This is a genomic window from Rhodococcus sp. MS16 (assembly GCF_013277795.1).
GTDB lineage: Bacteria > Actinomycetota > Actinomycetes > Mycobacteriales > Mycobacteriaceae > Rhodococcus_F > Rhodococcus_F globerula.
The window spans coordinates 307,093-319,208 of the sequence record NZ_VBTM01000005.1 but is presented as its reverse complement, the minus strand read 5'-3'; the positions used below and the strand labels follow the sequence as shown (position 1 = coordinate 319,208).

Annotated in this window: 11 protein-coding genes; 9 read left to right on the top strand and 2 right to left on the bottom strand. The window is 61.3% G+C overall.

Going from position 1 to position 12,116, the window contains the following annotated elements:
• Window positions 1-64: 64 nt before the first annotated feature.
• The 9 genes from FEZ60_RS14325 to FEZ60_RS14285 all read left to right on the top strand — a co-directional run bounded on the left by FEZ60_RS14325 (window position 65) and on the right by FEZ60_RS14285 (window position 9,359).
• On the top strand, window positions 65-808 hold the full coding sequence (locus tag FEZ60_RS14325) for a TetR/AcrR family transcriptional regulator (RefSeq protein ID WP_154883411.1): 744 nt from the start codon (window positions 65-67) through the stop codon (window positions 806-808).
• A 116-nt stretch (window positions 809-924) separates the two neighbouring features.
• A complete protein-coding gene (locus FEZ60_RS14320; protein ID WP_045063948.1) occupies window positions 925-2,109 on the top strand; it encodes an ABC transporter substrate-binding protein in 1,185 nt (394 codons plus the stop codon).
• Between the two features lie 15 nt (window positions 2,110-2,124).
• Window positions 2,125-3,000: a branched-chain amino acid ABC transporter permease gene (locus FEZ60_RS14315; RefSeq protein ID WP_033235550.1), complete on the top strand. Its 876-nt coding sequence runs from the start codon at window positions 2,125-2,127 to the stop codon at window positions 2,998-3,000.
• Window positions 3,000-4,004, top strand: a complete 1,005-nt coding sequence (locus FEZ60_RS14310) for a branched-chain amino acid ABC transporter permease (RefSeq protein ID WP_033235549.1) — start codon at window positions 3,000-3,002, stop codon at window positions 4,002-4,004. Before FEZ60_RS14315 ends, FEZ60_RS14310 begins: the two co-directional genes overlap by 1 nt.
• Window positions 4,001-4,795, top strand: coding sequence for an ATP-binding cassette domain-containing protein (locus tag FEZ60_RS14305; RefSeq protein WP_045063942.1), 795 nt, complete (start codon window positions 4,001-4,003; stop codon window positions 4,793-4,795). Before FEZ60_RS14310 ends, FEZ60_RS14305 begins: the two co-directional genes overlap by 4 nt.
• On the top strand, window positions 4,779-5,483 hold the full coding sequence (locus FEZ60_RS14300) for an ATP-binding cassette domain-containing protein (RefSeq protein WP_045063940.1): 705 nt from the start codon (window positions 4,779-4,781) through the stop codon (window positions 5,481-5,483). The genes FEZ60_RS14305 and FEZ60_RS14300 overlap by 17 nt, the downstream gene beginning before the upstream one ends.
• 9 nt (window positions 5,484-5,492) lie before the next feature.
• Window positions 5,493-7,139 carry a class I adenylate-forming enzyme family protein gene (locus FEZ60_RS14295; protein WP_172936337.1) on the top strand — a complete coding sequence of 549 codons (1,647 nt, stop codon included), beginning with the start codon at window positions 5,493-5,495 and terminating at the stop codon, window positions 7,137-7,139.
• Between the two features lie 113 nt (window positions 7,140-7,252).
• Complete coding sequence (locus FEZ60_RS14290; protein ID WP_242484602.1) at window positions 7,253-8,203, top strand: alpha/beta hydrolase; 951 nt, start codon at window positions 7,253-7,255, stop codon at window positions 8,201-8,203.
• A gap of 133 nt (window positions 8,204-8,336) precedes the next feature.
• Window positions 8,337-9,359 (top strand): alpha/beta hydrolase, encoded by a 1,023-nt coding sequence (locus FEZ60_RS14285; protein WP_245006068.1) that lies wholly within the window; start codon window positions 8,337-8,339, stop codon window positions 9,357-9,359.
• Between the two features lie 10 nt (window positions 9,360-9,369).
• On the opposite strand, the gene ramB is transcribed toward FEZ60_RS14285, so the two are convergent.
• Both ramB and fmdA read right to left on the bottom strand, forming a co-directional pair.
• Window positions 9,370-10,782 (bottom strand): acetate metabolism transcriptional regulator RamB, encoded by a 1,413-nt coding sequence (ramB, locus tag FEZ60_RS14280; RefSeq protein WP_033235543.1) that lies wholly within the window; start codon window positions 10,780-10,782, stop codon window positions 9,370-9,372.
• A 56-nt stretch (window positions 10,783-10,838) separates the two neighbouring features.
• Complete coding sequence (gene fmdA / locus FEZ60_RS14275; RefSeq protein ID WP_033235542.1) at window positions 10,839-12,098, bottom strand: formamidase; 1,260 nt, start codon at window positions 12,096-12,098, stop codon at window positions 10,839-10,841.
• Between the last annotated feature and the right edge of the window lie 18 nt (window positions 12,099-12,116).

Here is a 12,116-nt window from a genome sequence, read left to right as displayed (position 1 = left end):
CGGTGTTAGCATCCTCGATATTCGATCAAGCATTCGCTTGACGATTGATGAGGGGACTAGACCAGTGCGTTCGACCCGACGGGAAGAGATACTCACTCACGCGGCAAAATTGTTCAGCGAGCGTGGTATCGCGGCAACGACGGTGCGAGATATCGCCGACGAGGTCGGAATTCTGTCCGGAAGCCTCTATCACTACTTCGAATCCAAGGATGCGATGGCGCACGAAATAGTCGTGCGTTTCCTCGAAGATCTCAACATCAGATACGAGGACTCGATCGAACCTGGTGGATCAGCTCGCGACCGGTTGGCCTCCATGGTCGAGGTGTCGTTCAATACCGCGCTCGACCACCCATACGCCACCGAGGTCTATCAAGGCGAAGCGATCCTGTCGTCCCAGCCTTCCGACGCGCCGATCACCGTTGCGGTCCATCAGGCGCACAGCTACTGGCGCACGGCAATTGCGAGTGGGATTGCAGACGGGGAGTTTCGCGAAGACATCGATCCTGAACAGTTTCATCGGTTGATGCGGGAGTCGGTGTGGTCGACGGTGGCTCAATACCGTTCACAGTTGGCCGAGTTGGCGCCTGAACTGCAGCGGAATTTGATCCTTGTGTTTCTCGACGGTTTTGCCCGCCGCGGCGACGGTTCCACAGCGCTCGCTCGGGTGAAGGTCAAGACTGACAATGTCGACGTTGCACCGCCGGTCGGCGAGGTTGCCGAACTGCGTTCGGACGTCGACGAGTTGAAGTCGGTTATCCGCGATCTGAGCACCGCGATTCGCGATCTGCAGGCCGAACAACGGGGCTGATCGCTCCCTGTTACGGCGGTTTTGACTATCTATGTGACCCAGTGCATACTTCTGCCCAGCGTCGTAAATCAAGCGCTTGTTTGATTTACCAAATATCGTTTGGACAGGAGTGGGATGTGAGACTCGCGAAGGCAATAGCCTTAGCCGCGGCAGTCGTGCTCGGGGCAGGTGCGTGTGCGTCTGCTGGAGTCATTCCGGACAACGAGATCGTGATCGGGCTGGACGAGGATTCGACGGGCCCCGGTGCGTCGTACAGCACCATCGCGGGCAAGACGGTCCGCCTCAGCGTCGACTTGATCAACCAGGCAGGTGGGATCAACGGCAAGCCCGTCCGCCTGGTTGTCGAGAATGACGAGAGCAGTCCCACCAAGACGCCGTCGATCATTCGTAAGTTGGTCGATCAGGGCGCAAGTGCCGTCATTCTGGCGACCGGCAGCGGCTCGGTCCTGCAGGCGAAGTCGATTCTCGAGCAGTCGAAGATCCCGGCGATTGCGCCCGTTGTCCTCAGCGACGCGTTTGCTTCCCCTCCGGGCAACGACTATTCGTTCATGATCCCCAACTCGCTCAAGCAATATGCCGAGGTGTATTGCGGAGCGTTCGAGAAGCTGGGCTACCGCTCACTCGGAATCCTCGGTGATGCAAGCGCTTCCATCGACGGCATCATCAAGACGCTGCGTCCGGCGCTGGAGAAGTGCGCAACGGTCACTGCCGTCGAGAAGGCTCCGGTAGACGCCGCGGACCTCACGGCGCAGGTGTCGCGACTCGCGGAGACGAAGCCTGACGCCATTCTTGTGGCCAGCATCGGTGGGCACTTCGAGATTCTGGCGCACAACACACTTTCGAAGATCGTTCCCGAGACGCAACGTTTCTCACTGGCCTCCATCGGAAACCAGCCGGCGTCGTGGGCTTTGGCCGATCCGAAGGCCCTGAGTGGCATGGTCTACATGGGATCGCTCAGTGCCGACAATGCGCGAACTGCGGAGTTGACCGAGAAGGTCCGGGCGGTCAAGGGCGCCGACTATCAGTTGACCGCCTACGACGCGCAATCGTACGACGCGGTCATGATGCTGGCGAAGGCCATCGAGATTGCCGGTGATCATCAGGACCGGACCGCCGTTCGTGATGCACTCCAGCAGGTTTCGGGTCTTCCCTCCAGTTTCGGCCAGGACGATTTGACACTGTCCTTCAGCCCGGGCGACCACTTGGCCCCGGACAGCCTGTGCGGACTGGTGCTCATCGAATTCGGTGACGACAACAAGCCCGCCCATCCGTGGGATTCCTATCAGCCCCCGTGCGGATAACCGAGGAGCTTTGACATGACAGACGCACAACTCTGGCTTGCAGCCATCGAGATCGGTGCTTTCTTCTCGTTGATCGCCCTGGGGATGTACCTCGTGGTGGTCGGCGCGGATTTCTTCAACTTCGCGATGGGTCCGTACGCCATGGCAGCGGCTATGGCGAGCAGTTGGATCGCGGTCAATCACGGGTTGGCGCTGTGGTTGGCCATGCCACTGGGAATTGCTGTTGCAGTGGCGCTTTCGGTGCTGACCGAAAAGCTGGTGGTGAAGCAGGTTCAGAAGCGTTCGGGGCGCGGTGAGCTGCCGGCCTTGGTAGCCGTGACGGCGGTGCTCTTCGGTATTCAGCAGCTTGCGGGAACCGTATTCGGGCGTACGCCGTTGCCGGGGCAGAAGATCTTCGACTTCGATCCGATCACCGTTGGCGGCGCAACGCTCGACAGCGCGACTGTAGTTCTGATCGTGGCGACTGCGCTGGTGTTCATCGGAATCGGACTGTGGCTGAACAGGTCCACCGCCGGCCGGTTGCTGCGCGCCGTGGGCGACAACCCTGAGGCAGCACGGGTACTTGGCTTGCCGGTCGACCGTGTTCGACTGATTGCCTTCACACTCGCGGGCGTCATCGCCGCGATCGCCGGACTGTTGTTCGCTCCCAAAGCCGGCGTGCAGTTCACCAGTGGATTGTCCTGGACGCTCACCGCATTCATCGCTCTGGTCATCGGCGGTACCGGGCGTAGCTGGGCACCGCTGATCGGCGGAATGTTGCTGGGCATCGTCCAGGTATTCGCGCCGTACTACTTCGGTGCCAGCGCCGCACAGACCGCGATCCTCCTGATCGCTCTGGTCTTCTTCGCCTTCCGCCCGGAAGGTCTGCTCTCGAGAAAGGTGCGCGTCTGATGGGTGCGATAACCACACCTCGCGCGATCAGGTCGCGAGCGCGGCTCGGCAACGTGTCGCGAGAAGTCCTGATTACGGTGACAGTTGTTGCCGTACTTCTCCTGTGGATGGGGCCGAGCCTGTACCGGCAGGACCTTATCTTCCTGGCCGCGACGTACTCGCTGATTGCGCTGGGGATGTATGTTCCCTTCGTTCTGGCAGGTTCCCTGTCGATGGCCTACAGCGCCTACGCGGCGATCGGGGCTTACGCGGTTGCCTTGATGTCGGTGAAGACCGGGATGTCGATGTGGTGGGGGTGGCTCATCGGCGCTCTGGTCGCGGCGTGTGTGGCAGTGCTGCTCAGTCTTGCCACGCAGAAGCTTTCCGGGTTCTACCTCGCCGCTGTGACTCTACTGTTCGGAATTGCCTTCGAGCACTGGCTCATCGACGGACCGAGTTTCACCGGCGGTTCGGCGGGAATCTCGGGCGTCGCGGCTCTCACGATGTTCGGCTGGGAACCACCTCGTTATGCGTTGGTCGTTTTCGCGATTCTGTTCGTCTGCGTCATCGCCGTTGCGGTCGATCGACTACGGAAGTCCGTGTGGGGCCTGATGTTGCAAGCTTCGCGGGACAATCGGAACGTCGCCAGGGCATCCGGTGTCAACCCGATGCATCTGACCGTCGTGGCACTGGCTATCGGCGCGGCAATCGCGTCGACCGGGGGATCGCTCTTCACCGTCTCGGTTCAAGCGGTGACGCCGGAAACCTTCACCCTCAGCATCGTCTTCCTTGCCATCTTCATGCCGATCATCGGTGGCCGCGGTTCCGCGTGGGGTGCACCGCTCGGCGCTCTCATCGTGGTGATCGTGACACTCAACATGCCCGGCTATCAGGGCAGTGGTGAACTCTTGCTGGCGGGTGCGGTTCTGGTCATCCTGATCGTCGCGCCTGGCGGCGTGATCGGTTGGTCTCGCGCGTTGATCAACCGTCTGACTGCTACCTACCAGGAGCGTGATTCCCGATGACCGATTCGTTGCTCGAGGTTCGTGGGCTCCACAAGTCCTACGGCGGTGTGCGTGCCGTCGACGACGTGTCGTTCAGTGTCGGTCGCGGTGAGGTGATCGGTCTGGTCGGACCGAACGGCGCCGGCAAGACAACACTCGTCGACTGCATCTTCGGTACCCAACAAGCCGATTCCGGAACGGTCACGCTGGCCGGTAAGTCCCTGAGCGGCCCGTCGGAACGTCGTGCCAGGCAGGGGCTCTCGCGTACGTTCCAGCACCCGCAGTTGGCACTCGAACTCAATGCCGTCGACAACATCATCCCGGGACTCTACGGGCACCGGATCTCGTCGCCGCTGCACTCGCTGTGGTGGGCGATCAAGGGCCCGTTCGAGAACTGGGACAAAGCGTCGGACCAGGCTTCGGCGCTCGCGCGGGAGTATTCGATCAGCGACACCGAAAGCGCGTGCGGGGATCTGAGTCTGGGAGCGCAGCGGTTGGTCGAGGTTGCGCGTGCGATGGCTACCGGTCCGGAAGTGCTGCTCCTGGACGAACCGTTTGCAGGCGCGGATCACGACGGCATCGACGCTATTTCGGGCGCTGTCCGTTCCATTGCCGCGCAGGGCAAGGGTGTTGTTCTCGTCGATCACAACGTCGACCTCATCGCAGAACTTGCGACAACGGTTGTCCTGCTGAACTTCGGCGGCGTCGCGTTTTACGGTCCGCCGCAGGACTGCCTGTCCAGCGACGCGATGCGTGAGGTGTATTTCGGTTCCGACGACGAAGAGGGTGTGAGCAATGCTCGAGGTCGATAAGGTCACTGTCCGTTACGGATCGGCCATCGCGGTACGCGACGTCAGCTTCGTCGCTGCCCCCGGTCAGGTCACCGCGCTGGTCGGACCCAACGGTGCGGGCAAGACTTCTCTGATGGGCGCGATCTACGGTTCCGTACCGGCGTCCGGCCGGATAACCGTCGATGGCCGCAGTGTCGAGAAGATGTCGGCACTCGAACGCGCACGCAGCGGTTTTGCTTATGTTCCGCAGGGACGGCAGTTGTTCATGCGCATGTCGGTCCGCGAAAATCTACGCGTGGGTGCCGATCTTCTAGGTCTGAACGCGGACGCAGCGGATTCGGCTTTTGCGCGCTTTCCCATTCTGAAGGACCGCGCCGAAAGCTTTGCCGGGGTACTCAGTGGTGGTGAGCAGCAGATGCTGGTTCTGGGCCGGGCGTTGCTGGCAAAACCGTCGTTGCTGCTACTCGACGAGATGATGACCGGTCTCGCGCCCAAGATCGTGGCTGAATTACGCACGCTTGTAGGACAACTGGCATCGGAAGGGGTTACGGTGATTGTGGCCGAGCCCGCTTTGTCAGCATTGAAGGCGGTCGTGGACCGTGGGTACGTGATGCAACGCGGCGAGATTGTGCGCGAATGCGATTCCGCCGCTTCGCTGGATGCTGCTTACAAATTGTCGATGGGCGTGCACAGCGCCGAGGGGAGATGAACGACGATCATGCAGGAACCCACAACGTTGGACGTGGCAATCGGCGAGTTTGCCCTCGATCCGGATCGATTTTCCGGCGTCAGTATCAGTGAAATAGTCCGTCACTGGTCGGAGACCATTCCGGACCGCACGGCCTTCATCACCCCGACTTCGCGAATTTCGTGGGCGCAGTACGACGCGGCCGCGGACGCCATTGCGTCGGCACTCGAACTTTCCAGAGAGGGATACGAGCATGTAGCGGTGCTGCTTCCGGACACCATGGTCTTCCACGCCGCGCTGTGTGCCGCGTACCGGACCGGCCGGGTGGCCGTGGGAATCGGGTCGCGATCCGGGCTCCGCGAGATCTCGCATCTGATCGAACGTTCCGACGCCACAGTTCTGGTGACGACGCGATCTTTGCGCGGCCTCGACACCACGGAGTTGATCTCACAACTGCGACAGGCGCATCCCACCCTCGACGTGGTGTTTGCCGACGACACCGGAGCCGTGAGCTTCGAACGGGCCGCCGCGGTGGGAGGTGTTGTCTCTCTTCCCGTGCCGAAGCGGGTTTTCGAGGCCTCGAGCCCGACCTTCTCGACGGCTGCCGTGTCCATGCTGAACTCGACGTCCGGTACGACCGGACTTCCGAAGCTGGTGACTCAGACGGAAGATCGGTGGGTTGCATTCTCCGAGATCGGCGCAGAGGCAGCCGATGTCGGACCGGAAGAAGTCTTCCTCGGGGCGGTTCCGGCTCCCTTCGGTTTCGGCCTGTGGACGTCGCATTTCCTGCCCGCGTTGCTTGGCGCCCCCAACGTGGTCATGGAGCGATTCGACGTCGCGGTGATGATCGATCTCATCGAACGTGAAGGCGTCACCGTGTTGAACTGTGTGAGTACACAATTCAAGATGCTGTTGCGATCCGACGCCGCTGCGAGCGCAAACCTCGATACGTTGCGCGTCATGTTTACCGGGGGAGAGGCGGTTCCGTACTCGGAGGCGCTGGCATTCGAGGAACGAACCGGAGCAGCAGTGCTGCAATTCTACGGTTCCAACGAAACCGGAGCAGTCTCCGTCACCACCGTCGACGACGACTCCGATACCAGGCTGCGTACCTGTGGTCACGTCATCGACCGGATGCAGGTTCGGGTATTCGACGACGCCGCAACAGAAGTGGTCGGATCCATGCGCCGCGGGCAACCGGCGGTCAACGGACCGTTGATGTGTCAGGGCTACTGGGGCGACGTCGACGCCAACAACGAGCTGTACACCGAAGACGGCTGGATGCTGCTCGGCGACATCGTCGAAATCGACGAGGACGGTCGCGTCCGCGTTGTGGGTCGTAAGGCCGACATCATCATTCGCGGTGGCAAGAACATCTCCGCCGTCGAAGTCGAGGAATACGTCCGTGCGCACCCGCTGGTGGATTTGGTTGCCGCGGTCGGCGTCGACGACGCTCTGTTCGGGGAAAAGGTGTGCGCCGTTGTCGTGACCACGGACAGTGAGGCACTGTCCGCGGCAGAGCTCACCGAGTGGATGCGTGAGCAGGGCATCACTCGCGAATACATTCCGGAGTATGTGATGACGCTGGCGGAGTTGCCTATGGCAGCCGGCGGAAAGGTTGCCAAAGGCGCCGTCAAGGAACTTGTGCGCGAGAAACTGGCTGAGGCGATCTGTTGATCCGGCGGCTTCGACGGTGTCGGGTTAGTCTGATTCGGACCTAGTGCCGAGCTGTCAGGACTCCGATGCCACATCGACTCAGGACACCGATGTCCCATCGACTCAGGACACCGATGTCCCATCGACTCAGGACTCTGCTTCGCAGTCCGAGACCCGGCGCGCTGATTGTGCGCTGGGTCTTCGGCCGTGACGCCGCAAAAGTCACCGACAAGCTGCGCAAACACGCGCCGGGAGGCGTCGACGCCGTTCGGGATCAGTACTATCGCACCGATGATTCCGACGCCCGACTGGACGTGTATTTCCCGGCAGGTACGCAGACCGCGCTCCCCACCGTGGTGTGGACACACGGCGGGGCCTGGATTTCCGGCAACAAGTCCAACAACGCCACGTACTACGAGTTACTTGCCTCTCGCGGTTTCACCGTGGTGTCGCTGGACTACTCCATCGGACCGGAGCATCGGTATCCGACGGCGATCGGTCAGCTCAACGACGCACACGCGTACATCGTCGCGAACGCCGAGAGGTTGCACGTCGATCCGTCGAAGATATTTCTGGCCGGTGATTCGGCAGGTGCTCAGTTGTCGAGCCAATTGGCAACGATCATCACCAATCCGGAGTACGCGGACCTTGTCTGTGTGAAGCCGGCCTTGCATCCGGATCAACTGCGCGGAGTTGTGCTGAACTGCGGAATCTACGATGTTGCGAACATGGTAGGTGGCCCCGGCATCATCGGCTGGGGTGTCGATCGTTCGCTGTGGGCCTATACCGGTGATCGCCTTTTTGTCGATAGCACAGCGGCGCAACAGATGTCGACGCTCCATCACGTCACGGCCGATTTCCCGCCCGCCTACATCAGTGGCGGCAATGCCGACCCGCTGACAGATCGTCAGTCGAAACCTTTGGCCGACAAGCTGACTGGATTCGGCGTCAAGGTGGACACGTTGTTCTTTCCGGAAGATCACGAGCCGCCGCTCGGACATGAGTACCAGTTCAACCTCGATGGTGCAGACGGTGTGGTGGCGTTCGAGCGCACCGTGGATTTCCTGTCGGCGCGGGTTGATTGATCGTATCCCCTTGTTCTGCTTGAGAATTTGACAATCCCGGCAATCTGGTCGTCGATAATTGACAGGCAATTCCCAGGAACCGCATCTCCGCTAGCCTTGTGCCCGATGCTGTTTCCGACGCCCAGGAGTTGCCGTGCCCAAGTCGTCCACACGTCGATCGCCCAGGTGGGCGCTCGGCCTGTTGAGCGCGGTGTTCACGCTGATGATTATCGGCGGATTGGCGACGTACTTCAGCCCATGGCCGGGGACGTTGGCAATGCGGTGGATGGCGGAAGGAAGTGCAGATTCGGTTTCTGCGACGCTGTCGGAGTTGGCTCCGTCCGGCGTCGAGACGCGTACCGATGTGACCTACCGCGACGGCGATCCGGATGCCCTACTCGACGTCTACTTCCCGGATTCGGCGTCGGCAGCGCTGCCAACACTCATCTGGACTCATGGTGGTAGTTGGATCTACGGCGACAAGGAAGATTACTCGGGCTACTACAAGAGTCTTGCCGGCCAAGGGTTCACGGTCATCTCCCTGGACTACTCTCTGGGCCCGGACGCGACGTACCCGACAGTGCTCCATCAACTGAACGACGCCTATCGGTACATCACCGACAATGCGGAGCAGTTGCACGTGGATCCGAACGCACTCTTCCTCGGCGGCGATTCTGCGGGCGGCCAGATCTCGAGCCAGATTGCTGCAATGATCACCGACCCGGTCTACGCCGCCGAAGTCGGAGTCACGCCGAGCCTGTCGCCGCAGCAGGTCCGGGGCGTCGTCCTGGACTGTGGCGTCTTCGATATGTACGAATTCCTCGATCCCGACGGCAGATTCGGGTGGACGGCAGACCGCGAATCCGTTTGGGCCTACACCGGGACCAAGGACTTCGAGAACTCACCGGCGGTCAGGCAGATGTCGACGATAAACATCGTCACATCGGCTTTCCCCCCGACCTTCATCACCGGCGGCAATGCTGACGAACTCACCGCCGGCCAGTCGAAACCTTTCGCTGACAGACTCCTTCGTCTGGGTGTCGACGTCGACGCGCTCTTCTACCCGGATGACTACGAACCGGCGCTCGAACACGAGTACCAGTTCGATCTGGATACTCCCGACGGGCAGATCGCGTTCGATCGCACGGTTGCATTCCTGCGTGCGCATTCGCAGTAGCGTCGAGCCTCTACCGAATTACGTACGGCGAGATCGAGCTTCGATGCTCGCTGATGTCCAAGGCCTTGCCCAATGGAGGGAAAGCGCGCTGGGGGCAGTTCAAGCGTTCGCACACCCGGCAACCCGAACCGATCGGTGTGCCGGGATTGGACTCGTCCAAGTCCAAGCCGTCGCCGTAGACGAGACGGTGGGCATGGCGGATCTCGCAGCCCAACCCGATGGCAAAGATCTTCTGGGGCTGACCGTATCTCGCGGCCCGACGCTCCACTGTGCGTGCCACCCACAGGTACCGTCGCCCGTCGGGCATCTGGGCGATCTGCGGCATGATCTTGCCCGGGTAGGAGAAGGTTTCGTACACATTCCACAGGGGGCACGTGCCGCCACTGGTGGAGAAGTGAAAACCGGTGGCGGACTGACGCTTCGACATGTTTCCGGCGCGGTCGACGCGGACGAACATGAACGGGACACCGCGCAGTTTCGGTCTCTGCAACGTCGACAGTCGGTGGCAGATCGTTTCGTAGCTGGCAGAGTAGAACGCTGACATACGTTCGATGTCGTACCGGAAATCTTCGGCCACATCGTGAAACTGTCCGTAAGGGAGGACGGTAGCCGCGGCGAAGTAGTTGGCCAGCCCGAGGCGAGCCAGCGACACCGATTCCTCGCTGGTGAAGTTACCTTCGGCGACGAGGGAGTCGAGTAGGTCGTTGTGTTCGAGGTAAGCCAGCTCGGTGGCGAACTTGAATACCTGCTGACCACCGGACAGGTGCGACGAGATCTCGAGGACCCGGTTCACGGGGTCGTACCGATGCAGAATGTTCTCGCCGAGGTCGATTCGGCGAACGATCTGCACGTCGTGAATCGTTTCCAGACGGCGGGCGATTTCGCCCGCGATGTCGCCACGGTGGAAACGCAGGCGTGACGTCAGTTCTTCCGCGGCAGTATCAAGATCGTGGATGTAGTTCTGCCGTTGGTAGAAGTAGTCGCGGACTTCCTCGTGGGGCATCGTGATGGAACCACTGCCGCTGCCGTCCGAGAAGCGATCCTCGGTGGCCGCGGCCAGCTGCGCCGTGGTGTTGCGGAAGCGGCGGTGCATGTTGACCATCGCCTTCGCCAACCCCGGATGGCTCGACACCATCTCGGCGATCTCGTGCGCGTCGGCGTCGATACCCATTTCCTGATCGAGAGCCACCTCGCGCATTTCGGCGATCAGTCGAGTGTCGTCCTGCGACGAGAAGAAGGTGGTGTCGACACCGAACACCTCGCTGATCCGCAGCAGGACCGGCACCGTCAGCGGGCGGACGTCGTGCTCGATCTGGTTGAGGTAACTTGCCGATATTTCGAGCGTCTTTGCCAACGACGCCTGGCTCAGCCCACGCTCGGTACGCAGTTGGCGGAGCCGGACACCGACGAAGGTTTTCGACATTCAGCCAGGATACGAGGGGTGTAGGAAGTTCGCAAACTTGTGTTTGCAGACTTAACCTAGGCTTTGTTCTCCGAACGCGGAGCACCCATGCCGGGGTCGATCTGGAACGGACCGTTCGCAGACGGGGCAAGTGGGAAGTCGAAGATCGCGGTCGGGAGATACACCGTCGAGCAGGAGTTCGGAATATCGACGACGCCGGAGAGCCGGCCTTCGATCGGCGCGGCGCCGAGTAACAGATATGCCTGCTCCGGTGCGTAGCCGAACTTCGTGAGGTATTCGATCGCGTGCAGGCAGGCGCGCTGGTAAGACAGATGGGAGTCGAGATACTTCTGCTCACCGTCCAGCGTCACGGATGTACCCGAGAATGCCAGCCACTCGGAGTACTGCGGATCTGTGTTGCCGGGCATGAAGATCGCATTCTCGGATACCCCGTAGGTGTCCATGCCGCCTTTGATGATGTCGACGCGCAGATCGATGAAGCCGCCCATCTCGATGGCGCCGCAGAAGGTGATCTCACCGTCGCCTTGGGAGAAGTGCAGGTCGCCGACGGACAGGTTCGCTCCGTCGACAAATACGGGGTAGAAGATTCGGCTGCCCTTGGTCAGGTTCTTGATGTCCTGGTTGCCGCCGTTCTCGCGCGGGGGAGCTGTGCGGGCAGCCTCGCCGGCAACACGCGTGTAGTCGTCGCCGGTGAGGGTGCCTAGTACTGCGTCACGGGGCTCGGGTGGAAGTGCCAGCGGGGGAACGCGATTGGGATCGGTGGCAATCAATGCACCTTCGCGGGCATTCCACTTGGCGAGCAAGGCCGCTGACGGCGCAGTGCCCATGAGTCCCGGGTGCACGATGCCGGTGAACGACACGTGTGGGATATGGCGCGACGTAGCGGTCTGTCCCGAGAAATCCCATACCGCTTTGTATGCGTCGGGGAACTGCTCGGTGAGGAATCCGCCGCCGTTGTTACGCGGGAAGATGCCGGTGTACCCCCAGCCCTGGCCGGCCAACGGTCCCGAATCTTCTTGGGGGATAGGGCCGATGTCGAGAATGTCGACGATCAGGAGGTCGCCGGGCTTTGCCCCTTCGACGGCAAACGGGCCGGAAAGCGTGTGCACGGTGGTGAGGGGCGCATTGAGGATGTCGTCCGCGGAGTCGTCGTTGTGAATGGCACCGTCGAACCACTCGCGGCAGTGAACACGGAACGCATCGCCCGGCTTCACCGTTACTGCGGCCGGAATATCAGGGTGCCAGCGGTTATGGCCGACGATGGCCTGCTCGGTGAACTTCTTGGTGGAATCGAGGGGGAACAGCAACTCCGGCATGTGAACTCCTCATCATCG